Genomic DNA, 25525 nt, shown 5'->3' on the forward strand with positions numbered 1-25525 from the left:
GACTTGCCATGGCACAGACAGCACCGGCGGCCGAACCGCAGTGGCGCGCGGCCCACATCGCGTACTTCGGCGACGGCACCGACGAGTTGATCCTGCAGGCGGTGCGGCCGGTGATCGAGCGCTGCACCGGTCACGTCCAGTCGGTCTACGTGCTGCGGCACTGGCGCCGCGGGCCGCATCTGCGCCTGGTCGTCCAGGCCACCCCCGAGACCTTCGCCGCACTGGTGGAACCCGCCGTGGCCCAACTCGTCGGCGGCTGGCTGCGCGAGCACCCGTCCACCGCCCCCACGCCCGACGAGGCCGCCCTGCTGCCGCTGCACCGCCGGCTCGCCGAGGCGGAGCGGGAACCCGGTCCGCTCACGCCGTTCCACCGCGACAACTCGATCAGCTGGGAGGAGCACGACCGCCGGGTCGAGGTGCTCGGCTGCCCGGTCGGCGCGGACGAACTCGCCCTGTTCTACGAGCGGACCAACGGGCTGCTCTTCGACCACCTGGCAGCCGTGGCGGGCGGCGTCCCGCGCGAGACGCTGGCGCTGCGGCTGATGCTCGCCACCGCGCACACGCTCTGCCGGCACCCGGAGGACGCCTCGATCCGGCGCGGCTTCGTCTCCTTCCGCTCGCACGCCGAGGGCTACCTGAGCACGGCCGGACCACAGGTCCGCGAGGCCTTCGAGCAGCGGTACGCGGCCAACCGCGAGGTGCTCACCGCGCAGGTCCGCGCCGTGGTCGCCGCCTTCGAGCCCGGCGCCGCCGATGCCCCGAGCGCGGCGCAGGGCGAGGCGGAGCGCCGCTGGGTCGCGGCGATCGACCCGTTGGGCGGGCGGTGGACCGCGCTGTACGAGGCCGGCGAGATCCCCGAGGCGCCGATCCCGGACGACGAGGAGAACGGCATCGGCGACCTGCTCGCGGCGAGCCCGCTGCACCAGGCGGTCGCCGGAAGCGCCACGTACAAGCAGATGATGTACCGGGATCCGCGCTTCCTGCGCTACCGCCTGATGCTCAACTACACCTACCTCCACCTCACCCGGCTCGGCGTCCCCGGCCTGACCCGCTACCTGCTCTGCCACCTCGCCGCGAACGCGGTGGAGGAGGTGTACGGCGTCAGCGCGCTCCAACTGGTGCTCGCCACCGCCGCGAACGACGCCACCGCGCCGGGCGTGGCCGCCGCCGCACCGCAGGCGCGCGGGTGAGGCCCGCCACCACGGCGGCTGCGGACCCCGCCGCCTACCCCCCGCTCGCCGGCACCGACACCGGCGGCACCGCCGCGCGCCGCTACCACGCGCGGTACGGCAGCGTGCTGCCCGCGATCGACCTCACGGCGAGCAACACCCCGCCCAAGCACCACCCCGGCGCCCGGGTCGTCCCGCTGCCCTTCCCGCCCGGCTCCCCGGCAGCACCTGGGAACGGGTCCGATCCGGCCGCCCTCGACAGCCTCGGCACGCTCCTGGCTCTGCTGTGCGGCGTCACCCGGATCGACTGGACCGGTGCCGGGGTCGGCGGCGGACGGCCGGTGCCCTCCGGGGGCGGCGCCTACCCCGGCGAGGTCTACGCGGCCACCGCGTCCGGGCTCTGCCACTACCTGCCCGCCGCCCACGCCCTCGAACTCCTCTCCCCCGCCGACCTGCGGGCCGACGTCGTGCGCGCCCTGGGCCGGCCTCCGGTCCGGCGGCCGGAGCTGGTCCTGCTGATCACCACCCGGCAGGAGGCCAACCTGGCCCGCTACGGGCCGTTCGGCCACCGGTTGCAGGCACTCGACACCGGCGTCCTCACCGGAGAGGCACTCACCCTGCTGGCAGCGGCGGGCGCCGAACCGACCGCGCACGCACTCTTCGCCGAGCAGGCGCTGGGCGGGCTGCTCGGCCTGGATCCCGGGGCGGAGCGCGTCCACGCGGTCGTCACCGCCGACCCGGTCGGCCCGCTCGCGCCCACCGCCGAGCTGCTGAACCGCCGTTCGGCCCGGGGCGGCTTCGAACCGGCCCCGGTTCCCCTGGCGCGACTCGTCGAACTCCTCGACCGGGCCACGGCCCCGTTCCCCCTCGACGGCCCCAACGCCCCTGACGACCCCGGCTGCGAGCTGTACGTCGTGGCCGGCCGCGTCACCGGGCTGGCTCCCGGCTGCCACCGGCGCGATCCGCGCACCGGGGAGCTGGTCGCGCCGACCCCGGGCGCCACGCCCCGGGACCTCTTCCCGCCCGGCGGGCCGGGCGAGTTGGCCGGCTTCGAGGCCGCCTGCGCCCTGCTCGTGGTCGGCGACTACGAGCAGGGCTACCCCGAGCACGGCGACCGCTGGTACCGGATGCTCAACCTGCGCGCCGGCATCCTCGGCCAGCGGATCGGCCTGGCCGCCGCGCGGGTCGGCCTCGGCGCCGGGCTCCGCTGCGACTTCGTCACCACCGGGACCGACCGCCTGCTCGGACCGGCCCTGGCGACGCTCCCGGGCCGCACCACCCTCCTCACCGTCCTCATCGGGCCGGAGCGCGGCTCCGGCACACCCGCCCACCACCTCCTCGCCACCGGAGGCCACCGGTGATCTCACCGAACTCCGCCCCCCGCCTGCGCCCGGACGTGTTCCTGGTGCCGAGCGGCAGCGGCACCGCCTACGTGCGGTCCAGCCGGGGCACCGACCTGATCGCCACCCCCGGCATCGCCGGCTGGCTCGACCGGCTCGCCCCCTTCCTGGACGGCAGCCACACGGTGGCGCAGCTGCTCGACGGCCTCGACGACACCCGCCGCCCGCTGGTCCTCGGTGTGCTGCAACGCCTCGACGCCCACGGGCTGTTGGAGGACCTGGCCGATCCCGGTCCGGCCCGGCGCGCCGCGGCCCACCCGCGGCTGCGGGTGCTGCTCCTCGCCGCCGAGCCCGCCGCTCGCGCCCTGGACGGCGCGCTGCGGCTCACCGGCATCCGCACCACCACGCTGGTCACCGACCCCGCCGAGGCCCTGGCCGCCGCGACCACCGACCGTCACGACGCCCTGCTGCTGCTCACCGCGGGCGACGATCCGCTGCGCGTCGCCGAACTCGACGAGCACTGCCGCGAGCAGGGCCTCTGGTTCGGTGCCGCGGTGAGCGACGCGGAGGCCTGGTGGCTCGGCCCGGTCCTCGGCCCCGGGGCCGGGCGGGCCGAGGGCGGCTGGCTGGGCGGCTGGCTGCGCGTGCACGGCAGCACGCCCGGCGGCCGCGCCCAGCACACCGGCGAGGGCGCCGAGGTGGTCGCGGCGCTGCTCGCCCACCACTTCCAACAGGCCGTCCTCGCCCAGGATCCGACCGCCGAGGGCGAGCGGCTCGTCCGCCTGGACCCGACCACCCTGACCACCACCCACCACCGCTACCGGCCCCACCCCGCGACCCGGCCCGCGGCGCCGGAGAGCGAGGCGGCGTTCCTGGCCAAGATCGAAGCGCTGCGCGGCGGTCCGGCCGTCGACCCCGAGGAGTTCTCCCGGCGGGCCGCGCTCTGCATCGACCCGCGCAGCGGGCTGATCGCCGAGCTGGACGAGGGCGGGCTGCCGCAGTTCCCCCGCCACAGCTCCAGCGCCCTGGTCCGCGACCCGCTCACCGGCCGGGCCGGGCACCGCGTCCACGCCACCGGAACGGACTTCACCACGGCCCGCCTGCGAACGGCACGACGCGCCCTCGCGCACTACGCCCACCTCGCCGCCGATCCACGGCGGTCCGTCCCGACGCCCGACGGCCCGGCCGAGTGGGCCTGGTCCCCGGAGCAGCGGACGGCCCGGCTGGTGCCGGTGTCCGCCGTCCACGGGCGCGGCCGGCGCGCGGTGCGCGGCCTCGGCTCCGGCGCCACCTTCGACGAGGCGGTGGCCGCGGCCCGCCGCAGCCTGCCCGCGTCGGCCCGCGCCCGCAGCGTCCTGATCGTCCCGCTCGACCACGACCCGGCCGCCACCGAGGTCCTGCCCTATCTCGTGAAGGCCGTGCACTGCGATGACTGAGACACTCCTGCCGAGCGGCACCCGGCTGCGGCACGACGGCGGCCTGCTCGGCCAGGCCCTGGCCCAACGGCTCGGCGAAGCACCACAGCTGCAGCCGCAGCCCGACGTCCTGCTGCTGGCGGCCGACACTCCCGACGGCGGATCAGACCTGCTCGCCGCAGCCGGTACGGATACCGGAGCGACCCGGCTGCCGGTGGTCGCCGAGCTCGACCGCGTGGTCATCGGCCCGCTGGTCCGGCCCGGCGTCCCGGGCTGCGACCACTGCCTCACCGCCCGCCGTGCCGGGGCGCGGGCGGACGCGGCCGAGGACGCCGCGCTGCGCGCGACCCACGGCGCCCGGCTCACCGGCAGCGCCTCGCCGCTGCTCACCCCGCTCGCCGCCGACCTCGCCGCCGCCCTGACGCTGCACCGGCTCGGCGCCGAGATCACCGCCGAGCCCAGCACCGGCACCGGCACCAGCACCGGGCCCGGCACCGGGCAGCCGGCCGGACGCGTCGTCACCGTGCTCCGCCTGGCCGACCTGCAGGTCACCCGCCACACCTTCCTGCCCGATCCGCACTGCCCGCACTGCGGCACCCTGCCCGAGGACTCGCGGGCCGACGCCGTGATCCCCCGCGTCGCGCGCCCCAAGCCGGACCCCGCCGTCCTGCGGGTGCGCGACCTGCGCACCGAGACAGCCGACCTCGAAGCCCGGTTCGCCGACGACGAGACCGGCGTCATCAAGGGCCTGCAGACCCGCGGCCTGCACACGCTGCCCTTCGCCGAGGCCAAGGTCGGCCCGCCGGAGTCGGTCGACGGCGGCTACGGGCGCGCCCTCGACTTCCGCACCGCCAAGGTGACCGCGATCGCCGAGGCCCTGGAGCGGCTGGGCGGTGGCCGCCCGGGCGGCCACCGCACCGCGGTGCGGGCGAGCCACCGCGAGCTGGCCGCGCAGGACCCGGCCGGCGTCCTGGACCCGGCGAGCGTGGGCGGCCACGAGCCGCACCGCTACCGGCAGCCCGGCTTCCCGTTCCAGCCGTACCACCCCGAGCTGGTGATGCCCTGGGTCTGGGGCTACTCGCTCACCCGCGAGCGGCCGGTGCTGGTCCCCGAGAGCCTGGCCTACTACCGCCTGGGCCGGCACACCCCGGGGACCCGGCCCTTCGTCTCCGAGATCTCCAACGGCTGCGCGCTCGGCGGCTGCATCGAGGAGGCCGCCCTGTACGGCCTGCTGGAACTCGCCGAGCGCGACGCCTTCCTGCTCACCTGGTACGCCCGGCTGCCGGCCCCCGCCCTCGACCTGCACAGCGCACGCGACCGCCGGATCGGCCTGCTCGCCGACCGCATCCACGCGCGCACCGGCTACCGCGTCGAAGTCTTCGACGTGACCGGCGCCGAGGGCATCCCCAGCTTCTGGGCCGCGGCCGTGGACACCTCCCCCGCCACCGCCACGGCCCACCGCCCCCGCGTGCTCTGTGCGGGCGGCTCCGGGCTCGACCCGGAACGCGGCGTCTTCGGCGCGCTGCACGAACTGGTCACCGCCATCGAGGCCTACCAGCTCATCTACCCGCAGCGCCACGCGGACGCGGCCCGGATGCGCGAGGACGCGGAACAGGTCCGGCTGATGGACGACCACGCGCTCCTCCACTGCGACCCGATCGCCGCCCGCCGCCTCGACTTCCTCCTCGCCCCCGGCGGCCAACCACCCCAGGACCGCCGGGACCTGGGCGATCTCGCCGACCGCTACGCCTGGCCCCGCCACCCCGACCTGCGCGCCGACCTCGACGAACTCGTCGCCCGCTTCGCCGCGACCGGCCTCGAAGCGATCGTCGTCGACCAGACCACCCCGGTGCACGCCGCCGCCGGGCTCTCCTGCGTCAAGACCCTGGTCCCCGGCCTGCTGCCGATGACCTTCGGCCACCACCTGCGCCGCATCACCGGCCTGGACCGCGTCCGCACCGCCCCCCACACCCTCGGCCACACCGCCCGCCCGCTCACCCCGGAGGAGGTCAACCCGCACCCCCACCCGTTCCCCTGAGGCGCGGCGAAATCCGGTTGCGAAGGCCGTACGGCCCGGTGCGAGGATCCACGGATGACCTACACCATCAAGACCGTGCGACGCGAGGACTGGCGCAAGGTCAAGGAGTTCCGGCTCACCGCGCTGCGTGACCCGATCGCGCGCCTCGCCTTCCTGGAGACGCTGGAGCAGGCCACCGCCCGGACCGACGAGGCCTGGCAGGACCGCGCGCAGGCCTCCGCCGAGGGCACGACGCTACGTCAGTTCGTGGCGGAGGCCCCGGACGGCGGCTGGCTGGGCACGCTCATGGCCCGCGTCGAACTGCCCGGCGACGAAACGGCCTTCGGCGAGCTCCCGAAGGTGCCGCAGACCCACGTCATCGGCGTCTTCGTCCAGCCCGCCCGGCGCGGCACCGGCGTCGCCGAGCAGTTGTTCCGCGCCGCCCTGGCCTGGTCCTGGTCACTGGCCGAGCCGCGCATCGAACGGGTCCGCCTCCACGTCCACGAGGACAACCTCCGCGCCCAGTCCTTCTACCGCAAGGTCGGCTTCGAGCACACCGGCATCACGGTCCTCGTCCCCGGCGACACCCCGTTCCACGAGATCGAACTCGCGATCCCGAGAAGCTGACACGACCCGGGATGACGACGACCACCGAGGTGGCGGACCATCCGCGTCACGACCCACGGCGAGGGGCTCCGACCCATGGCGGCCGGAGCCCCTCGCCGTGGGTCGCTGCCCAGAGACCGTTTCACAACAGCCTTATATTGGTAGCGATTTCTGCGAGTATGATGAGCAACAAGACGGTACCTGCCTCGATCCAGCGGTACTTGGCGCGGATGATCGCGCTCGTCCCGACGAGCGAGGCGAACAACGGGCCGACCGGGTCGCGTCCGGCGCGCTCGAGGGCGCGGCTCAGTCGGCCGTTGCCCGTCTCCTGCGTGATGTGCTCGAAGTAGCCAGGGCCGGCCATGGCTTGGCGTCGGCCCTTGCGGCGCCGTGGGGCGATGGCGCACACGAAGCAGACGACAGCAAGCAGCGCGCTGAGGACGGCAGTCCACCACAGGAGCCGGGCATCCCAGCCATGGGACGCGGATCCGCTGCCGCCGATTCGAGCCAGGGGAATGAAAGTGCCGAGAGCTGCTCCGCTGAATCCCAGGAGTACGGCGGCCTTGGTGTCCGCCCGGGTCAGTTCCGCGTTGTTGGCAGCCATGAGGCGCTCCATCGCCGCCACGGTCCGCGGGTTCGGTGCGGTCGATGCAGAAGTCGCGTCGAGTCCCCGGCACAACGCCCCTTGTGGCGACCGGTGACGGCGGCGCAGGGATGACCGCTGAGGACGGGCCATGCTGCTTCGAGGTGGCCGCCGGGCCGCGCGGCGGATCGTGGTCGCCGGCGTCATGCGGACCTTCCGTTCACCACGCCTCCCGCCCAGCCATTGGCCTGGGAGCGGATCTTCTCGAATTCGACTCCGCGGCCCTGCGGCCCGGGCACCGACCGTCCGAGCGCGACGAGCCGATCGCGCAGCAGCCGGGAGAGTTCCTGCCGCTCCTGTTCCGTCAACTTGCCCAGGAGGCCGGCCACCGAGTCCTGCCAGGTGGTCGAGCCACGGAGCAGGTCGGCATGGTCGACCGCCCAGTTCAGCACCTTATTGACCTCCTCCGGGTGCCTGGCGAGCCAGAGCCCCGCGAGTTCCAGTGGGCCCTCCCGGACGGCGCGCTGGCAGAAGTCGTACTCCTCGCGGCTCTTGTCGGTCCAGGCGAAGGGCGGTCCGGCGCCGTCAGGCTCCCCCAGCCGCAGTTCGGTCTCGCTCTCCCGCTCGGATACGTCGGTGATGCGGTAGCTGAGACCGCAATCCGGCATGCGGTGAGGAGCGGCCAGGTACTGCATCATCTCGGACGCACCGAAGCCGTGTCCGGCAGCGGCGTACTGGTCCTTGAGGTGCCGCAGGCGCCGGTCGAGGTCCTTGCGGACCGGGTACCAGCCACGCACGGTCCGGGTCTGCACCACCTGTACGGGATCGTGGACCCACCACAGCAGATGGAGGTCCAGTGCTTCGGCGCCGTACTGCGTCGGGAAGGTGACGATCCGCGTCCCCGGCCGTTCGTCGAGCTGGACGAGGTATGCGCCGTCGTATCCGCGCAGTCCGAAGCGACCGGTCGCCGCAGTGGCCGGGCCCGCTTCGAAGTCTTCCGCGGCAGGCGGACGGCGGCGCTTCCCCAGCAGTTGGTGGACCCCGTCCCGGTCTCTCAGCACAAGGGCGCGGTCGCGCCGGCCGGACCAGCGCTGGCGCAGGATCTCGCGCCAGGGGGCATGCGCGGCGCGTGTGTAGACAGGCTGGTCATTCTCCGCGGTCATCGCGTCCTCCATGCGGGTGGGTGGAGCTGTGGGTCTGCGGATCGCCTCGCCGCCAGGCCTCCAGTGCGCGGTGGGAGATCTGCCGACCGGCGAGTTCGGGGGTCTCGTCGCCGTCGATCACGACGAACAGGCGCAGGACACCGAGGCGCAGGTCCTGGGCGAGCACGGTGAGCAGCGTCTCCAGGGCGCTGCGCAGTGCTTCGTCCCAGGCGGCTCGACGGCACCACCCGATCAGCGAGCGGCTGGTCTCGTCGAAGAGGCTTTCGTCGTCGAGGGCCCGACGGACCAGGGCGATGACGGTCTCGGTGTGTTCGCCCACGGTCACCAGCTGTTCCTGGAACCAGGAAGGGTCGTCTCGCAGCAGCTGCGGGAAGACTTTGAGCGAGAGTTCCGCCTCGGGCCCCTGGCGAACCGCCCACTCCGCGATCTGGCGGAAGACGGTCTGCTGGTTTCCCGCAGCGAAAAGAGCCCGCAGCGAACCCTGGACGGCGGTGGCGACACTCGCCTCGTCGCCGTCGGCGCCTCGGTAGGAGCGCCGGAGCAGTCTCAGCGCCAGTTCCGGCCGGGAGGTCCCGAAGTCCGTGCCGCAGGTATAGGCAGTCGTCCACCGCAGCCGCGAACCACGTTCGCGGCTCCAGCGGCTGAGGAGGTATTTGACCTCACTGGCCAGGACCGGATCCTGAGCCGCGATCCCGAGCGCGAACGCAGCGGTGGTGCGGCTGTGCGGTTGCGGCGACCTGGCCAGCTCGCCGATATGCTCCAGCGCGCGGCGGCCACCGCCCCAGCCTGCGGCCATCCCCATGACCCGGCCCACAGGCTCGGTCAGCTCATTCTCCCTGTCGGGGAGGCTGTCCATCCACTCCGTCAGTAGCTTGGACAGCTCGCCGTACTGCCGCCATGCATGCCGCAGCACCGCCTCCGCCTGCCGGTGCCGGGTGAAGCGCACCGGCTCCACCGTGTAGGTGAAACCAGTGTTCGCCCGGATCTCCCGCGGCATGCACTGCGCGCGCACGGCGCGCAGGAGTTCCTCAAGCGGCCGGCGGAAGACGAATCGCGGGTTCGGTCGAGGATCGTCCCGACGTCCCGGCCGCCCCTGGCCGTCGTCGTCGCCACTCTCCGGCAGGACGGAGTTCAGCCGCCCGTCGGCCAGCGCGAGCAGCCGCTCGGCCTCCTCCCTGACGATCCTGTGGTCGAGGCCCTCGTAGACGCTGATGGCCAGGAGGAAGGCGAGCCCGTCAGGGTCGTCGCGGAGCTCGCCCAGCAACTCGGGCACCTCCCCCTCCGCCAGGAAGCTCAGGCGCTCACGAAGGTCCGTCAGGTCCGGGCCGTCATCACTCGCCCTACTGATCACGGCGACGAGTTCGGCGACCTGGGCCGGGACGAGTTCAGGAGGCAGCAGTGTCTCCAGTGCGCCCGGTTCCATCCGGGCCAGGAGCCGCTCACGGCGGGCCGTGTCGGGCACGGCGGCCTCGAAGCGTGCATCGAAGACCGCACGGGGTGGCGGGGGCACGCAGTGGACCGGGGAGACGTGCAGATCACGGGAGAGAACTCGGATCCTCTCCGGATCGTGGGGCAGCACGATGACCATGCGGGCGTCGGCGTCGGTCAGCAACCGGCGGAGATTCGCCATGACCGCCGGGCCGAGAGGGTGCTGGGGAAGCAGACCGTACACGAGATAACCGCGGGCCTCGGCGTCGCTGGGGCGCCACGTGGACAGGTTCTCGTCGCCGTCGAGCGCGCGAAGCTTCATGCTGTACCCGCTGTGGCGATGGAGCAGATTCAGAGCTGCGGTGCGACGCCCAGTGCCGAGCTCCCCGTAGAGGAAGAGAATGCGGGTGTCGAGCTTGGCCAGGGCCGGGCGGAACCACTCCGGTTCCGCGAATCCCGCTCGGGCTTCCAGGATCTCCAGCGCCGAGACGGGTCCCTCATGCGCCTCCACTCGTCGGCCGCCGTAGGGGCCCGAGGTTCCCGGGGCTCCGGTGTTCTCGACGCGCTGGTCGCCGTGGACGGAGCCGGCGTTGATGTTGCCGTGAGCGACGTTGAAGAAGTTGACCACACCGCCGGTTGCCCGGCTGCCGTACAGGGGGGCGAAGTCGTCGTCGATCTCGAGCAGGTCGTCGATGTCGTCGACGTCCGGCGTGCCGTGGTCATCGCTTCCCTGGCCGGTTGCCTGGTCGCCGGGCCCGCCTTCACCCTCCGCCCCGCCGCCGCTGGGTTCGACGGCGCTCACCGGCCGTGCTCGTTCTTGTCGCCGTGGACGGTGTCGCCCTGGTTACCGTGGACCGTGCCGGCCTTGTTGCCCCCGACGTAGTCGCCGCCGCCGGTGTTGGTGACGCTCTGGCCGCCGTGCACGGTGCCGCTGTTGAGGTTTCCCCGGTCGGCGCGCTGCGTCACCAGCGTCTGCGGTGCCCGACGAGCCTTCCTCCCGCCGGGCGCCTGCTTCTCGGCGTCGGCGGACTCGCGCCCCGCCTCCTGATCGTCGACGACGTGGTCGCCCAGGATGCGGCGGTCGTAGAGGTTGCCCGAGGGCGCGGGCACGTAGAGCCAGGCCCGTTGGTCGAACCGCTTGCCCTCGACGGTCGCCGGCACCTCGATGAAGTGGTCGGGATGCCGACCGGTGTAGCCGCCGGCCACGGCGTCCTGGTGGCAACGGTCGGAGAGGATGGCGGCGACCTGGGTGATGCTCGCGTTGGAAGCGGCGAGCATCGCCTTGACGGGACGGGAGTCGAGCAGGCGGTGGGTGTCATTGCGCGGCGTCCCGTTGCCGTCGAACTCCCCGCCCGAGTCAGGCAGCGGCCCGATGTGGAGGCTGACCCGCAGACGGATGCTCACGGTACCCATGGAGTGCACGTTGAACTCGCTGAGCACCTCCTGGAGGGTGTGAAGCCAGGGGTGGATCAGGAACGGCATCCAGGCCGGCTCGAAGCCGAAGACGTACCCGTCCCCGGTGGAGGCGGGGAACCTCCGGTCCTCCCAGACATCGGCGAGGTCGGCCCGCTCGAAGGACTGCTGGAGCAACTGCGGGATCGCCCGGCTGATCAGGCCGTGCTCGATGGCGGGGTAGCCGGTGAAGTCCTTGGCGTCGACGGCCACGATCCCCCGGTACGGCGGGAGGTGTCGGCTTCGGCTGTGGGGCAGGGCGCTGACCTCGGGCAAGTGCTGGTCGAACGGCGGCATCCGAACTCCTCGGTGTCCTTCAGGGCGAACCTTGTGCCCCAAGCTTCGCGAGAACGCGTGCCGCGGTGTGCTCACTCAGTGCGGAAACCACGTGATGGGCGTCACATGGACTGACGGTCTGTCAGCCGCGTGACGCCGAGGCCAGCTGCCGCAGGGCGGCCAAGTCGCCGATGACGATGCGCTTTCGTGCGCTATGGACCTTCCGATGGCCGAGCTCGACAAGGCCCGCGCTGACCGTGTTGCGGGACACCCCGAGGTACTGGGCCAGTTCATCGCGGGTCAGCGCAAGCTCGATGCCCGTGTGCTGCGGGCCGGTCGACACCGAGACCTCGGCCAGAGTGACCAGAGCGGCTGACAGGCGGGCAACGATGTCTCCACCGCCACGGGCGAGGTCCGACTCCCTGAGCCGGCCGAGGGCGTAGCGGACCATGACGGGGAACAGGTCGTGCTCCGTGACGAACCGCAGGAACGTCGCCTTGCTCAGGACCGCGACCGAACAGTCCGATATGGCCTGTACATTCGCTGAACGCACCCCGTCGTCCAGCACCGCCACCTCTCCCAGCACTTCGCCGGGACCTCGGAACGCCAGCAGCGTGAGGTCTCCACTGCGCTCCTGCCGAATCACCTTGGCCACCCCGGCCAGCAGCGCAAGCACATGGGTGCCAGGCTCCGCCTGCCTCAGAAGCGTGCTGCCGATCGGATGCCGACGCTCGTACGCCTCAGCCAGCATGCCGTCCCAGAGCGCGTCACCCATGAGGTGATGCAGTGTCCGACCCAACGGATCCGGAGTTCCCCCGGCGCGATCACTCATGCAACGACCTTAGAAGCCGCCTCGGCGCGCGCACAGACGGCAGCGGGAACCCGTCCTCGGTCCAGCGACGGAGGTTCCCGCCGGGGCGGAGAAGGCAGGATTCGAACCTGCGTGGGCTTGCGCCCGACCGGGACCAGAGTCCCGGCCCCCGATCAACCACTCCGGGCACCTCTCCCCGGGACCGACCCGCTTCGGCTGCCTTGCTCTCCGTGGCCCGTCCCTGTGTCACCAACCATGGCCCACCTCCCTGACGCGAGGCTGACCTCCCCCTGACGGCCGCGGCGCCCGGGCCGGGCTCCGCGGGCCGCGCGGGCGACGGGTGGCGGCGGCGTCCGACGGCGGCCCGTTCCTAGAATGACCGGCACGTACTCGTCCGACCAGGGAGCCAGCGACCATGCCGAAGACCGCCGCGGAGAAGCTCGGCATCAGGCCCGGCGCGACTGTGACCGTCGTCAACGCCGCTGCCGACACGCCGCTGCTCACGGAGCTGCCCGCGGAGGTGACCGTCCTCCGGGAGCGGGGGGAGGAGGTGCCGGACGTCCTGGTGCTCTTCGCCCACGACGCCGCCCAGTTGCACCGCGACGCCCCGGGGCTGCTCGCGCCGCTGACCGATGCCACCAAGGTGTGGATCGTCTACCGCAAGAAGGGCGTCTCGGACCTGAGCCGCGATGCCCTGATGCCGGCCCTGACCGGCATCGGCTGGCACGGGGTGAGCCTCGTCTCCGTCGACCAGGCGTGGAGCGCCGCGAGGTTCCGCCGCCTGGAGCACATCGGCCGCTGATCGCGGGGCGTCAGAAGCGGGGCGTCAGGAGCGGGGGGCGAGAAGCTGGCAAACGATCTACCCCCGCGACCGGAGCTTGCCTACAGTGGAGCAGGGAACGCGCACAGGCAACCAGGGGGGAGCAGCGGCCGTGACCGACTACGCCGACAGCGCCGTGCTGGCGCTGGCCGTGGCACGGCAGGAGGCGCGGGCGGGCGGCGCCGCCCAGGTGGGGCCGGACCACCTGCTGCTGGGGCTGGCCGTCCTGTCCCGCTCCGACCTCACGGAGCTGCTCGACCGGCAGAGGCTGGCCCCCGAAGCACGGAAGGCGCTGGCGCTCGACCTGCTGCTGACGCAGCGGCACTTCCTGCTCGCCGGCGTGGATCCGCGCCGGTTCCGCCGCCGGCTGCGTGCCCTGCTGGGCCTCGGCGAGCGGGTCGCCGGGCCCGCAGCGGCCACGCCGCGCCGCACGCCGGCAGCACGGGCGGTCTTCACTCGCGCGGCCGAACTCGCCGACGGCGCCGAACCGGCCGGGAGCGCGGGCGTCACCGCGGTGCACCTGCTGCAGGCGGTCCTGGAGCGGACCAGCTCGGCCACCCGTGCGCTGTTCGCGGAGTTCGGCGTCGAGGACCCGCTCGCGGCGCTCTTCCCGCAGGCTCCGGAGGCTCCCGAGGGCAAGGAGCAGCCGCCCGCCTCCCGGGCCGAGGCCCCCGCCCGCGGTGCGAAGGGAGCCGTCGGAGCGAAGAACGCCGCCGCAGCGAGGAACGAGGCCGCCCGCCCGACACCGCTGCTGGACAAGTTCGGCCGCGACCTGACCGCGCTCGCGCTGGCCGGAGAGCTGCCGGAGCTCATCGGCCGCGAGGAGCAGCTCCGCACGATGGCGCGGACCCTGATCCGCCGGCACAAGCCCAACTGCGTCCTGGTCGGCGAGGCCGGAGTCGGCAAGACCAGCCTCGTGGAGGAGCTCGCCCGGTGGCTGTCCTCCCCCGAGGCACCGGCCGGCCTGGCCGGGGTGCGGGTGGTGGAGCTCCCGATGGCGGCGCTGGTCGCGGGCACCAAGTACCGGGGCGAGTTCGAGGAACGCCTGCAGGGTGTCCTGGCGGAGGCCTGCGGCACCGAGGTGGTCCTCTTCGTCGACGAGGTCCACACGGTGCTCGGCGCCGGGGGCCACGGCGCCAGCGACGCGGCCAACATCCTCAAACCCGCGCTGGCCCGCGGCGACCTGCGCTGCATCGGCGCGACGACTCCGGCCGAGTACCGGCGGAGCATCGAGACCGACCCGGCCCTGCAGCGCCGTTTCGAGGTGGTCTGGCTGGAGGAGCCCACCCGCTCGGAGGCGATCGCCATCGTGCGCGGGGCCGCGCGCTCGCTCGCCGGCCATCACGGCGTCACCATCGATCCGGCGGCCGTGACGGCCGCCGTCGACCTCACCATCCGGTACCTGCCCGAGCAGCGCCTGCCCGACAAGGCGATCGACGTGCTGGACCAGGCCTGTGCCGCGGTGCGGATCCGGACGCAGCCCCCCGAGGCCTCCGCCGACCGGTCTGCTGGCCACTCCGCCTCTGACGGTGCGTCACGGGTGGGCCCCGCCCAGGTGAGCGCGGTGGTCGCCCGGCGGGCGAAGCTGCCCCTGGAGCAGGTCGGCGCCGACGAGGCGCAGCGGCTGCTCCGGATGGAGGAGCTGCTGCGCGCCCGGGTCATCGGCCAGGAGGCCGCCGTGGCCGCCGTCGCTGCCGCGGTGCGCACCGCCCGCAGCGGGCTCGCCGATCCGCGGCGCCCGCTCGGTGTGTTCCTCTTCGCCGGTCCCACCGGCACGGGCAAGACCGAACTGGCCAAGGCCCTGGCGGAGTTCCTGTTCGGGACCGAGCGGCGGCTGATCCGCATCGACATGTCCGAGTACAAGGACCGGTACACGGTCTCCCGGCTGCTCGGCGCGCCGCCCGGCTACATCGGCCACGACCGCGACGGCCAGCTGAGCGGCCCGCTGCGCGACCACCCGCACAGCGTGGTGCTGTTCGACGAGGTGGAGAAGGCGCACCCGGAGGTCCTCGACCTGTTCCTGCAGATCTTCGACGAGGGCACCCTCACCGACTCCCACGGGCGCCGGGTGCCGTTCAACGACGCCGTCGTCATCCTCACCTCCAATCTCGGCGCCGCGCCCCGCGAACCCGACCGGCGCACCCTCGGCTTCGCCCCTGCGGCGGCGCCCCCGCGGGATCCGGCGGCGCACGAGCGGGTGATGGCGGCGCTGCGCGAGCGGCTGCGGCCCGAACTGCTGGGCCGCATCCGGCAGGTCGTCGTCTTCGAGCCGCTCGACGACGCGGCGACGGGCCGGATCCTCGACAAGATCATCGGCCAGGTGCAGGCCCGGCTCACCGACCGGGCCCTCACGCTGGAGCTCTCCCCCGCCGCCCGCGAGCTGCTGCTGCGCCGTGGCCGCGAGGTCGGCCGAGCGGGCGCACGCGGTCTCGAACAGGCCGTCGACCGGCTGCTGGTCCAGCCACTGGGCCGCATGCTGCTGGCCGACGAGCGGCTCGCCCGGGGAGCGACCGTCCGGGTCGGGACGGCGGGCGAGGCGCTGACCTTCACCGTCGCACCCGCGGCGGCGATCGGAACGGACGAGGAGAGGGCCGCCCGATGACCCGACCGGCCAGCGTGACGCTCACCGTGATCCAAGGGCCGCTGGAGCCTGCCGAGTTCGTCTTCGACGAGCGCACCACCTGCGTGATCGGCCGGTCCCGCGACTGCCACCCCAAGCTGCCTGGCGACACCGACCACCAGACCGTCTCCCGCCACCACTGCCTGCTGGACATCAACCCGCCCGACGCCTGCGTGCGGGACTTCGGCAGCCGCAACGGCACCTTCCTGAACGACCGCAAGATCGGGCAGCGCGAGCAGGGCCAGACGCCGGAGGAGGGCGCCGCCACCGCGTTCCCCGAGCACGTGCTCGGGGACGGCGACGAGATCAGGATCGGCAACACGGTCTTCCGGGTGACCATCACGGCCGAGCAGGGCAGCCCGTCGGTGCTGCGCTGCGTCAAGTGCGGCCGCGAGGACAGCGCGGAGCTCAACGCCCGCGCGGGCGACCACCTCTGCGCGAGCTGCCGCACCGATCCGCAGGCCGCGGCGGAGCTGCTGCTCGACCTCGCGCGCTCGTCGGACCCCGCGCTCGCGGGGATCACCGGCTACACCCTGCTGCGGGAGCTCGGCCGCGGCGGCATGGGCGCCGTCTACCTGGCGCGCCAGCAGGTCACCGGCCGCGAGGTGGCACTGAAGGTGATGCTGCCGAAGGTCGCCACCAACCAGGTCGCCCGGGGCCGCTTCCTGCGCGAGGTGGTCATCACCCAGGAGCTGCGGCACCCCAACATCGCCACCCTGCACGACGCGGGCTTCGCCGGCGGGACGTTCTACCTCACCACCGAGTACTGCCCGGACGGCAGCCTGGACCAGCTGGTGGCCCGCCGCGGCGGCCGGCTGCCCGTCGACGAGGCGGTCCGGCTGTTCGCCGCGGCGCTGGAGGGCCTGGCCCACGCGCACGAGCGCTCCGTCGTCCACCGTGACCTGAGCCCGTCCAACATCCTGCTGCACCGGGCGGCCGACGGCGCCCTGACCCCGAAGATCAGCGACTTCGGCATCGCCAAGGCCTTCGACCTGGCCGGCCTCAGCGGGCTGACCCTCACCGGCGCCACCGCCGGCAAACCCAGCTTCGTCCCGCGCCTGCAGGTCGTCGACTTCCGCGAGGCCACCCCCGCCATGGACCTGTGGTCCATGGCGGCCAGCCTCTACTGGACGCTGACCGGCCTGGTCCCGCGCGACTTCCCGCCGAAGCAGGACCCCTGGCTGGCCGTGCTGCAGTCCCCCGCGGTGCCGATCCGCGAGCGGGCGCCGCAGCTGCCCGGCCCGCTCGCCGAGGTGATCGACCACGCGCTCGCCGAGCAGCCCGGGAGCGGCTTCCGGCACGCCGCCGACCTGCGCCGCGCACTGCTCGCCGCGGTGTGATCCGCGCAGCTCGTCGACGGACCGCCCGGACGACCGACGGACCGACGGACCGGCCGACCGGCCGACCGGCCGACAAGCCTGAACGGTGAGCGGGTAGCCGTCGTCCTCGCGGGTGGCTCCGGCGGCGGGCGAAGACCGCCTCGCTGGGGCGAGCGTCTTGCGCGCGGCGTCGTGGGGAGAGAACCCGCGCAGTGCGGACTCCATGAAGGGAAGGTCCCGCAGCCAGCGGATTGCCCCCGGCGAAACGGCCGAGTTCCTCCTCCCGGCCGATGAACGCCCGCTCCCGGCTCCGGTTACAGCGTGTTCCGATCGGGGGAGGACGCGGTGCGGCGCTCCTCGGCAGCGCCAGGTCGGCGGCGGCGGGGTCGGCCGAAGTCACCACTGCACATATCGCAGGCGATCATGTCAGAGGATGAACGGGATCAGCATCCTGGTCGACCGCTTGTACTCCGGGTAGGCGTCGGGGAAACGCTCCGTCAGGTAGCGCTCCTCCATCACGGCGCTGTAGACGAAGTACCCGCCGAGCAGCGCGGCCGGCACCAGCCAGTACAGGCTGATCGCGATCGCCGTACCGATCAGGGCGAGGAGGACCCCGGAGTAGATGGGATGACGGATGGTCCGGTAGGGACCGGTGGTCACCAGCTCCGGTTCGGCCTTGTGCGTCATGGGCATCCCCCAGTTGCGGCCGATGTGCACCCTGGCCCACACGGCGAGCGCCAGCCCCAGCAGGAACACGACCAGGCCGACGCCCGCCAGCCACGGATCGCGGTCGACTCCCAGGCCGCGCAGCGCGCGGGTGCGCAGCAGGACGGCGGCGAGGAGCAGGACCAGCAGGCGGACGGCCGCCCCGCGGCGCCACCCGCCACCGGCCCCCCGCTTCACACCGAAGGACGCCAGCAGCCAGTAAAGCCAGAACGCGGCCCAGCCGATCAGGATGACGGCGCCGACGACCTTCATGAGCTCTGCTCCCGACTGCTCGGACGCTCCCCCTCCAGCGTAGGCGCTGGAGGGCGCGCCGGAGCCCGTCGGATCGTCGAGCCAGAACCGTCCAGCCGTCCGAACGTCAGGCCGTCCGGCTGCCCGTGCCACGCCCCGCAGGCGCCACGCGTCAGCGCACCGCCACCAGGACGCAGCTGTCGCCGCACTGCCACACCGGGCCGACCTCCCGGAACCCGGCCTCGCGCAGCAGTTCCTCGTGCTCCCGCGCCGAGAGACCGTTGCCGTCGCCGCTCGCGGGGGCCGGCCGCAGCTCGCGGGCCGCCAGCAGTTCGGCGAACTCGGGCACCAGGCGCACCTCGGCCCACCAGCGTCCCCAGTCCTCACCGCCGCCGGTGCCCTGGCGCTGCGCGCGGGCGCGGCCGACGGCGGCGGTGAGGCGGGCCAGAGCCGGGTCGGCGGGCGCGAGGTGGTCGCCGTTGACCAGCACGCCGCCCGGCCGGAGCACGGCGGCCAGCTCGCGGTAGATCTCGCGCAGCCGCTCCGGCGCCGGGTAGTGCAGAGCTGTGGTGGAGACGACCGCGTCCACCGGCCCGTCCAGCTCCAGCTCCAGTTCGGCCAGCCAGCCGTCCTCGCCGATCAGCACCTCGACGTAGCGGGCGGCGTCCGGCGCGTGGCTGCGGCCGAGCTCCAGCAGCAGCGGATCGACGTCCACCGCGAGGATCCGTGCCTGCGGCAGCCGGGCGGCGATCCGCCGTGCGAGCGAGCCGGGGCCGCTGCCGAGGTCCACGACCAGCGGCGCCTGCTGTCCCCCGGTCACCGACTCGACCACGTCGGCGATCACCGTGAAGCGCTCCTCGCGGTCCACCGCGTACCGCTCCTGCTGGCGCTCCCAGCGCCGCACCCAGGTGTCCGCCAGTGCCGTTCCCACAGCCATGCACCACTCCTCAAGTCGCCGGACCCGATTCTTCCGGCTCCCCATCGTAGCGGCCACATGGAAACGACAACCGTTTTGAATAGCAGCCCGCCGGGCGTCCCGTCATCCCGTCGGGCGGGCCCTCACTTGCCGGTCGCCTGCTTCAGCGCGTCCTCGATGCCCTGCAACTCCTTGACCTGCCAGTCCTGGAAGGTGGCACCGGCCGGCGCGAGGGTCTCGGTGACCTGGGCCACCGGGATGCCCTGCGCCTTGGCCGCGCTGACCTGGGCCATCACGTCGGGGTCGGAGTTCTGGGTGTTGAAGACGTAGATCTTGATCTGCTTGCCGGCGATCTGCTGGTCGATGGTCGACTTGTCGGCGGCGGTCGGGTCGGTGCCCTCGCTCTCCGCGTCCAGGAAGCTCTCCGGGGTGAGCATCTTCAGGCCCACGCTCTCGGCCAGCGGCGTCACGATCGACTCCGAGGCCCCGATCGGCGTGCCCGCGTACTTCGCCTTGATGTCCGACTCCAACTGGTTGTACGGCGCCAGCGTCTGCATCAGGAAGGTCTGCTTCTGGGCGTCGAAGGAGGCCGCGTCGGCCGGGTCTATTTTCTTGTAGTCGGCGGTGATCCGGTCGATCACCTTGTCCACACTGTCGTGCGAGTACCACTGGTGCGGGTTGTCGCCCTCCTTCAGCCCCACCAGGTCGCCGACCTTCAGCGCGGTGCGGCTCGGCGCCGGGTTGGCCGCCAGCAGCTTGTCCGACCAGGCGTCGTAGCCGATGCCGTTGGTGATCACGTAGTCCGCGCCCGCGATCGTCCGGCCGTCCGCCGCGGTCGGCTCGTAGGCGTGCGGGTCGGTGTCCGGGTTGGTGATGATGCTCGTCACCTTCACGTGGGCGCCGCCGAGTTGGGCGGCGATGCTGCCCCAGAAGTTCTCCGCGGCCACCACCTGGATCACCTTGGAGCCGGCCGCCGAGCCGGCCGAGCCGGTCTTCGTCGTCGAGGCGGTGGAGCAGGCACTGGTGAGCGCGAGTGCGGCGACGGCCGCCGTGCTCAGCACGAGGCGGGCGGGGTGCCTGCGGACGGTGCGGGGAAGGACGGAGCGCATGGTGCGGGTACTCCTCTGAGAGCTGCGGAGCCCTGTGACAGGGCTCCGCCTCGGTTGGACGGGCAGCACGTTAGTCGGAAATGATTTTCAAAACCACCCCGATCGTCGCCGAGATGAAAATCATTGCCGAATCTTGACCCGGCCTCGCGGCGCGCCTGACCAGGCGTCAGTCCCGGGGAACGCCAGTGCCGCCGGGCGCCCCGCACGACTGCGGGGCACCCGGCGGCACTGCCCGGGTACGGGGAGCTCGGGCGCGGGGACCTACGGGGCCGGCGTCAGCAGGCCGCGTTCGTAGGCGCGGACCAGGTTGCGCGGCACCAGGTGCTCGCGGCCCTCGACCGTGATCGGGACCAGCTGGGGCGCGCTCGCCTTCCACTGGGCGCGGCGGTGCCGGGTGTTGCTGCGGGAGGTCTTGCGCTTGGGTACGGCCATGGCGGGGCTCTCCTGCTGTTCGGTGCGGGACTATGCGTGGGCGTGGGCGTGCGTGTGGGCGTGCGTGTGGGTGTGGGTGTGGAGGTCGTCCTGGAGCGCGGACTCGTCCCACTCCGGGAAGGGGTCGGCGAAGGCCGTCCAGCCGCCCGGGCCGGCTGCCTGCTCGGCGTCGTCGAGCAGGCAGCCGGTGAGCGCGGCGCGCAGTTCGGCCTCGCGCAGGCCGGTACCGATGAAGACCAGTTCCTGACCGTTCTGCACGTCCTGCCGGCCGACGCCGGTCAGGAGCGAGGCGTCGGTCGGAGCGAACGGCCACAGGACGTCGACCGGCACCGGAGCAGCGGTCAGGGCGGCGCGCAGGCCCGCGGGCTCGAAGCGGGCGACCGAACCGGCCTGCGACCACAGCCCGGTGACGGCCGGCCGGGAGGCGAGCCAGAAGAAGCCCTTCGAGCGCAGCACCGTGCCGAACTCCCCCGCGTCGAGCCGCCTGCTCACCAACTCCCAGAGCCGGCCCGGGTGGAAGGGCCGTTCGGCGCGGAAGACCAGGCTGCTGATGCCGTACTCCTCGGTCTCCGGCACGTGGTCACCGTTGAGTTCGGCCACCCAGCCGGGGGCCTGCTGGGCCTTGGTCAGGTCGAAGAGCCAGGTGCCCAGCAGTTCGGCGGGCGCGACCCGGCCGCCGGTCGCCCGCACGATCCGGGCGGCGGGGTTGAGGCGGCCGAGCGCGGCGGCCAGGCGGTCCGCCTCCGCGGCGGTGACCAGGTCGGTCTTGTTGAGGACCAGGACGTCGGCGAACTCCACCTGGTCCATCAGCAGGTCGCTGACCGTGCGTTCGTCGTCCTGGTACTGGTCGAGCCCGCGGGCCGCCAGCTCGTCCCCACCGCGCAGCTCGGGCAGGAAGTTGGCCGCGTCCACCACCGTGACCATGGTGTCCAGCCGGGCGAGGTCGCCGAGCGTGGCACCGTCGTCGCGGGCGAAGGCGAAGGTGGCCGCGACCGGCATCGGCTCGGAGATGCCGCTGGACTCGATCAGCAGGTAGTCGAAGCGGCCTTCGCGGGCGAGGCGGTCGACCTCCTCCAACAGGTCGTCGCGCAGCGTGCAGCAGATGCAGCCGTTGGTCATCTCGACCAGCCGCTCCTCGGTCCGGGAGAGCGCTCCGCCGCCCTCGCGGACCAGGGCCGCGTCGATGTTGACCTCGCTCATGTCATTGACGATCACCGCGACCCGCAGCCCGTCCCGGTTGTTCAGCAGGTGGTTGAGCAACGTGGTCTTGCCGGCGCCGAGGAACCCGGAGAGCACCGTGACCGGGAGCCGCCCGCTCACCGGCCCGCCTTCGCGGCGGACGTGGCGCCGGAGACGTAGGGCAGCAAGGCCATCTCGCGGGCGTTCTTGATCGCCCGGGCCATCGCGCGCTGCTGCTGGACGGTGAGCCTGGTGACCCGGCGGCTCCTGATCTTGCCTCGGTCGGAGATGAACTTCCGCAGGAGGTTGGTGTCCTTGTAGTCGATGTACGTGATCCGTGCCTCGTGATGGGGGCGCCCCCGGCCGAAGGCTGGGGGAGGGTTGGGGCGCGGCTTGCGGTCCCGGCGGGCCGCGGCGATCTTGGTCATGGCGTCCTTCTGTCCTTGCTGTCCTTCGTCGCTCGACGTCGCTCGACGTCGCTCGACGTCGCTCGACGTCGCTCGACGACGTTCAGCGTCGTTCGGTCGTTCGGTCGTTCGGTGGAGTCGGCGGGGATCGTCAGGCGACCGGGTCGAGGAGCTCCTCGAAAGCGTCCGGCAGCGACCTCCAGCTCGACTCGCCGCCCGCGAGCTCCGCGTCGGTGAGCAGGCAGGAGTCGAGCAGCCCGGTGATCCCGTCCGCGTCCAGCCCCTCGGCGGTGAAGATGAGTTGCTGCACCCGGTCGCCGTGCTCGACGTCCCAGTCGAGCGCCGCGGCGGCCCGGCGGGAGGGCGGGTAGAGCTCCCAGACCGCGTCCGGGAGGGTGGCCAGCCAGGGGCCGCACTCCTCCACCGCCAGGCTGGCCCCCGCCGCGTCCCAGGCCAGCATCAGCTCGGGGCGGTTGGCCAGCCAGAAGCGCCCCCGGCTGCGCTGGGCGGCCGGAACCAGCTCGTCGAGCGCCTCGTACAGCCGCCCGGGGTGCAGCGGCCGGCGCCGCTCCCAGACCAGCGTGGCCACGCCCGCCTCGTCGGCGCACTGCGGCAGCAGCGCCAGCGCCGGGTTGACGCGGTCCCGGGCGGCCGCCACGTCGAAGCCCGCGAGCACCGCGCCCGCGAGCGCTCCAGAGCCGAGGCCCACGAGGCGGGCGGTCGGGTGGAGCTGGCGCAGCATCGCCAGTCCGGCCTGCACCTCGGCGCTGCCGGCCGCCTCCTGGGCGGGTGCGACGGCGAGCACGCCCGCGTACTCGATCTGGTGGGAGAGGGCCTCGGCCAGGGTCCGCTCGTCCTCGGCGCAGGTGTGCAGGCCGTGCTCCAGGAGCTGGTCGGCCACCGACAGTTGCGGGACGATCCGCAGCGGATCCACGGCGGTCACCACCGCGATCACCTCCACCGCCTCGTGCATGCAGCGGTCGCCGACCTCACCGCCCGCCATCACCTCCACCAGCGGATGCGGGTCGCTGCCGCCCCAGAGCTCCACCACGGCGAACCGGTGGCGGCCCGCGTCCGCGATCCGCAGCAGCTCGGGCAGCAGGTCCTCGCGCAGGGCGCAGCACGGGCAGTCGTTGGTGAGCGGCACGTGGGTCTCGTTCAGCGAGCCCGCGGCGTCGCGGACCCGGCGGTGCACGCGGCCGTGCGCGGCCGAGGCCAGGTCGTGGTGCAGGACGACAGCGCCCTCGCGGCTTTCGAGCAGTTCCAGGACCGCCTGGCGGCGCGCGGCCTCGTGCAGGCCGCCGACCACCACCACGGGCAACAGACCGGATTCGGGCACCGGTTCTTCCCTCCTCGGGATCGGGTGTTCAGCAGGTTCGGGGCCGCGCCCCGGGTCGCGCGGACCGGGAGAGCCAACGCGGCGACGCGGGACGCGGCCGGCTTCGTGGGCGCTACCAGCTGGCCTTGCGGACACCGGGCAGGAACCCGGCATGCGCCTGCTGACGCACCCCGATCCGGGAGAGCCCGAAGGCGCGCAGGTAGCCGCGCGGGCGGCCGTCGACCGCGTCGCGGTTGCGCACCCGGGTGGGGCTGGCGTCGCGGGGCTGGCGCTGCAGCTCGTCCAAGGCGGCCCGGCGCTCCTCGGGCGAGGTGGCGGGGCCGGCGATCACGCGCTTGAGCTCGGCGCGGCGCTCGGCGTACCGGGCGACGACGGCCCGGCGCTGGTCGTTCCTGGCGATCTTGCTGCGCTTGGCCATCAGACCCGCCCGCCCCGGGCGCGCACGACGACGACGGCCTTCTCGATGCCGAGCCTGTCGACGGTCCTGATGCCCTTGGCGCTGAGCGTCAGGCGCACGAAGCGGCCCTCGCTCGGCAGCCAGTAGCGCTTGGACTGGATGTTCGGGTCGAAGCGGCGCCTGGTGCGGCGGTGCGAGTGCGAGATCGCGTTGCCGAAGCCGGGCTTGCGACCGGTCAGTTGGCAGTGTGCGGACATGGTGACTCCGAGCAGCGTGAGGAGAACGGCGGCAGCGGGGAATGCCGTGGCTGCCGCCGGCGTTGACCTGACACTACCCTAGATGAAAACGAAAACCATTACGCTATGGTGGGCTCCACACCGACCCACCACGCCCTGGAAGGGACACCGCATGGCCCGCAACGAACTGCGCCCGATCATCAAGCTCCGCTCGACCGAGGGCACCGGGTACACCTACGTCACCCGCAAGAACCGCCGCAACGACCCCGACCGGCTCGTCCTGCGCAAGTACGACCCCGTCGCCCGCAAGCACACCCTCTTCCGCGAAGAGCGCTGATTCCCCTCCCCTGCCCACGCTGCGTCAGCTCGTCAGATCGTCGGGGCGGTCGACGTGGCCGGCGCGGCCGACGCCTCCGCGCGGCGCTCCGGCTCGGTCAGGCCGGCCCAGATCGCCTCGCCCGCCAGGACCGGGTTGGCGAGCGCCCAGCGCAGGCACTCGGCGCGGGTGGTGGGCCGGCACGCCCAGCACAGGCGCTTGGCGGTGGCCGTCCGGGCGAGGGCGTCCGCGCCCTTGGGCCAGAAGACGTCGGGGTTGACGTCGCGGCGCCGGCACGGCTCGTCGCCGCGCAACCGCGGGTAGGCGACGTCGGGGCGGGCGGCGAGGAACCTGGGCAGGAGGGCGGTGGCCACGCGGGCGGCGGGGCGGCGGCGCCGGAGGAGGCGGGCGGCGGTGCCGTCCACGGGGCGAGGGGTCGTCACGGGTCTGCCTTCCAGGGGGACACGGGGCGGGAGTTGGGCACGGCGGGGGGGAACCGACCGGCGCAGTGGGGTGCGCCGGTCGGTCGCTGTGGGGGTCAGGCGCCGGCGACCAGCGTGCCGTTCTGCACCTTGACCGGGACCGGGGCCAGCGCGGAGGTCGCCGGGCCCTTGGCCACCGAGCCGTCCTCGGCCCTGAACTGACTGCCGTGGCACGGGCAGATGATCACCCCGTCGGCCACCTGGGAGACGGTGCACCCGCGGTGCGTGCAGACCGCACTGAAGCCCTTGTACTGGCCCGCCGTCGACTGCGTGACGACCACCTTGGCGGCGGCGAAGACGGTGCCGCCGCCGACCGGGACGTCGGCGGCCTTGCCCAGCACGGTGCCCGCGCCCGAGCCGGAGCCCGCATCGGAGCTCGAGCTGGAGCCGGCGCCCGAGCCGGCGCCGGAGGCCATTCCCGAGCCCGGGTCGGCACCCGTTCCCGCGCCCGAGGTCATCGTCCCGGCGGAGGCGGCCGACGAGCCGGAGGCCGTCGATCCGGAGGAGGAGCACCCGGCCAGCGCCAGCGCGGCCGCACCACCCGCTCCGCACAGCACGACACGGCGGGTGGTGACCAGGGGCTGGGCGCCCGGGGACTGCGGGGAGCTCTCGGCGATCGCAGCGGTCTCGATGTCATCGGGCATAACGGTCCACTCTCTGTTGGAAGTTGTCGATCAGAAGGGCCGCAGTGGGAACGCGGCACGAGGAGGGGCTCCGCCGGCCGGGTAGCGACGAG

General features: G+C 73.3%; 25 protein-coding genes and 1 tRNA gene. 9 read left to right on the top strand and 17 right to left on the bottom strand.

Translation table 11 applies throughout. The annotated features are described in order from the left end of the window. Positions 1-8 precede the first annotated feature (8 nt). The 5 genes from OG500_RS03410 to OG500_RS03430 are packed head-to-tail and all read left to right on the top strand — an operon-like array spanning position 9 to position 6568. The gene (locus OG500_RS03410) at positions 9-1190 is read left to right on the top strand and encodes a thiopeptide maturation pyridine synthase (RefSeq protein ID WP_329576374.1); all 1182 of its coding nucleotides are present in this window, start codon (positions 9-11) and stop codon (positions 1188-1190) included. Further along, the gene (locus OG500_RS03415) at positions 1187-2530 is read left to right on the top strand and encodes a nitroreductase family protein (protein ID WP_329576379.1); all 1344 of its coding nucleotides are present in this window, start codon (positions 1187-1189) and stop codon (positions 2528-2530) included. Before OG500_RS03410 ends, OG500_RS03415 begins: the two co-directional genes overlap by 4 nt. Beyond that, complete coding sequence (locus OG500_RS03420; RefSeq protein ID WP_329576382.1) at positions 2527-3945, top strand: hypothetical protein; 1419 nt, start codon at positions 2527-2529, stop codon at positions 3943-3945. Before OG500_RS03415 ends, OG500_RS03420 begins: the two co-directional genes overlap by 4 nt. After that, a complete protein-coding gene (locus OG500_RS03425) occupies positions 3938-5962 on the top strand; it encodes a TOMM precursor leader peptide-binding protein (RefSeq protein ID WP_329576385.1) in 2025 nt (674 codons plus the stop codon). The genes OG500_RS03420 and OG500_RS03425 overlap by 8 nt, the downstream gene beginning before the upstream one ends. A 54-nt stretch (positions 5963-6016) precedes the next feature. Beyond that, on the top strand, positions 6017-6568 hold the full coding sequence (locus tag OG500_RS03430) for a GNAT family N-acetyltransferase (RefSeq protein WP_329576389.1): 552 nt from the start codon (positions 6017-6019) through the stop codon (positions 6566-6568). 121 nt (positions 6569-6689) lie between these two features. Here OG500_RS03430 and OG500_RS03435 read toward each other — a convergent pair whose 3' ends face one another. The 6 genes from OG500_RS03435 to OG500_RS03460 all read right to left on the bottom strand — a co-directional run bounded on the left by OG500_RS03435 (position 6690) and on the right by OG500_RS03460 (position 12456). Beyond that, a complete protein-coding gene (locus tag OG500_RS03435; RefSeq protein ID WP_329576392.1) occupies positions 6690-7151 on the bottom strand; it encodes a Pycsar system effector family protein in 462 nt (153 codons plus the stop codon). A 182-nt stretch (positions 7152-7333) separates the two neighbouring features. Continuing rightward, positions 7334-8293, bottom strand: coding sequence for a hypothetical protein (locus OG500_RS03440; protein ID WP_329576396.1), 960 nt, complete (start codon positions 8291-8293; stop codon positions 7334-7336). Then, on the bottom strand, positions 8277-10523 hold the full coding sequence (locus OG500_RS03445) for a hypothetical protein (RefSeq protein WP_329576400.1): 2247 nt from the start codon (positions 10521-10523) through the stop codon (positions 8277-8279). Before OG500_RS03445 ends, OG500_RS03440 begins: the two co-directional genes overlap by 17 nt. After that, on the bottom strand, positions 10520-11470 hold the full coding sequence (locus OG500_RS03450; protein WP_329576403.1) for a hypothetical protein: 951 nt from the start codon (positions 11468-11470) through the stop codon (positions 10520-10522). Before OG500_RS03450 ends, OG500_RS03445 begins: the two co-directional genes overlap by 4 nt. A 121-nt stretch (positions 11471-11591) precedes the next feature. Beyond that, positions 11592-12224 carry a Crp/Fnr family transcriptional regulator gene (locus tag OG500_RS03455; RefSeq protein ID WP_329576406.1) on the bottom strand — a complete coding sequence of 211 codons (633 nt, stop codon included), beginning with the start codon at positions 12222-12224 and terminating at the stop codon, positions 11592-11594. A 143-nt stretch (positions 12225-12367) separates the two neighbouring features. After that, a tRNA-OTHER gene (locus OG500_RS03460) sits at positions 12368-12456 on the bottom strand. A gap of 219 nt (positions 12457-12675) precedes the next feature. Between OG500_RS03460 and OG500_RS03465 the strand changes: the two genes are divergently transcribed. The 3 genes from OG500_RS03465 (at position 12676) to OG500_RS03475 (ending at position 17040) form a co-directional block, all read left to right on the top strand. Further along, positions 12676-13062 carry a hypothetical protein gene (locus OG500_RS03465; RefSeq protein ID WP_329576409.1) on the top strand — a complete coding sequence of 129 codons (387 nt, stop codon included), beginning with the start codon at positions 12676-12678 and terminating at the stop codon, positions 13060-13062. A gap of 130 nt (positions 13063-13192) precedes the next feature. Then, complete coding sequence (locus tag OG500_RS03470; protein WP_329576412.1) at positions 13193-15682, top strand: ATP-dependent Clp protease ATP-binding subunit; 2490 nt, start codon at positions 13193-13195, stop codon at positions 15680-15682. Continuing rightward, entirely contained in the window at positions 15679-17040 is a 1362-nt protein-coding gene (locus OG500_RS03475) for a protein kinase domain-containing protein (RefSeq protein ID WP_329576416.1), read from the top strand. Before OG500_RS03470 ends, OG500_RS03475 begins: the two co-directional genes overlap by 4 nt. Positions 17041-17445: 405 nt before the next feature. Here OG500_RS03475 and OG500_RS03480 read toward each other — a convergent pair whose 3' ends face one another. The 9 genes from OG500_RS03480 to rpmB all read right to left on the bottom strand — a co-directional run bounded on the left by OG500_RS03480 (position 17446) and on the right by rpmB (position 24012). Continuing rightward, on the bottom strand, positions 17446-17997 hold the full coding sequence (locus tag OG500_RS03480) for a methyltransferase family protein (RefSeq protein ID WP_327064866.1): 552 nt from the start codon (positions 17995-17997) through the stop codon (positions 17446-17448). A gap of 151 nt (positions 17998-18148) precedes the next feature. Further along, the gene (locus OG500_RS03485; protein ID WP_327064867.1) at positions 18149-18913 is read right to left on the bottom strand and encodes a class I SAM-dependent methyltransferase; all 765 of its coding nucleotides are present in this window, start codon (positions 18911-18913) and stop codon (positions 18149-18151) included. A gap of 122 nt (positions 18914-19035) precedes the next feature. Further along, complete coding sequence (locus OG500_RS03490; protein WP_329576422.1) at positions 19036-20001, bottom strand: metal ABC transporter solute-binding protein, Zn/Mn family; 966 nt, start codon at positions 19999-20001, stop codon at positions 19036-19038. 261 nt (positions 20002-20262) lie between these two features. Further along, positions 20263-20433 carry a 50S ribosomal protein L32 gene (gene rpmF / locus OG500_RS03495; RefSeq protein ID WP_327064869.1) on the bottom strand — a complete coding sequence of 57 codons (171 nt, stop codon included), beginning with the start codon at positions 20431-20433 and terminating at the stop codon, positions 20263-20265. A gap of 30 nt (positions 20434-20463) precedes the next feature. Further along, positions 20464-21753 (bottom strand): GTP-binding protein, encoded by a 1290-nt coding sequence (locus OG500_RS03500; protein ID WP_329576427.1) that lies wholly within the window; start codon positions 21751-21753, stop codon positions 20464-20466. Beyond that, entirely contained in the window at positions 21750-22040 is a 291-nt protein-coding gene (gene rpsR / locus OG500_RS03505) for a 30S ribosomal protein S18 (RefSeq protein ID WP_327064871.1), read from the bottom strand. Before rpsR ends, OG500_RS03500 begins: the two co-directional genes overlap by 4 nt. A 130-nt stretch (positions 22041-22170) precedes the next feature. Then, positions 22171-23358, bottom strand: coding sequence for a CobW family GTP-binding protein (locus OG500_RS03510; RefSeq protein WP_329576430.1), 1188 nt, complete (start codon positions 23356-23358; stop codon positions 22171-22173). A 112-nt stretch (positions 23359-23470) separates the two neighbouring features. Then, positions 23471-23776, bottom strand: coding sequence for a 30S ribosomal protein S14 (rpsN, locus tag OG500_RS03515; RefSeq protein WP_327064873.1), 306 nt, complete (start codon positions 23774-23776; stop codon positions 23471-23473). Then, positions 23776-24012, bottom strand: a complete 237-nt coding sequence (rpmB, locus tag OG500_RS03520) for a 50S ribosomal protein L28 (protein WP_329576434.1) — start codon at positions 24010-24012, stop codon at positions 23776-23778. The genes rpsN and rpmB overlap by 1 nt, the downstream gene beginning before the upstream one ends. Before the next feature lie 151 nt (positions 24013-24163). Between rpmB and rpmG the strand changes: the two genes are divergently transcribed. Beyond that, positions 24164-24328 (top strand): 50S ribosomal protein L33, encoded by a 165-nt coding sequence (gene rpmG / locus OG500_RS03525; protein ID WP_327064875.1) that lies wholly within the window; start codon positions 24164-24166, stop codon positions 24326-24328. Positions 24329-24360: 32 nt separating this feature from the next. Here the strand turns inward: rpmG and OG500_RS03530 are convergent, their stop codons facing one another. After that, entirely contained in the window at positions 24361-24750 is a 390-nt protein-coding gene (locus tag OG500_RS03530; protein ID WP_329576437.1) for a WhiB family transcriptional regulator, read from the bottom strand. Between the two features lie 95 nt (positions 24751-24845). Then, a complete protein-coding gene (locus OG500_RS03535) occupies positions 24846-25433 on the bottom strand; it encodes a Rieske (2Fe-2S) protein (RefSeq protein WP_329576440.1) in 588 nt (195 codons plus the stop codon). Between the last annotated feature and the right edge of the window lie 92 nt (positions 25434-25525).

Source organism: Kitasatospora sp. NBC_01250 (genome assembly GCF_036226465.1).
GTDB lineage: Bacteria > Actinomycetota > Actinomycetes > Streptomycetales > Streptomycetaceae > Kitasatospora.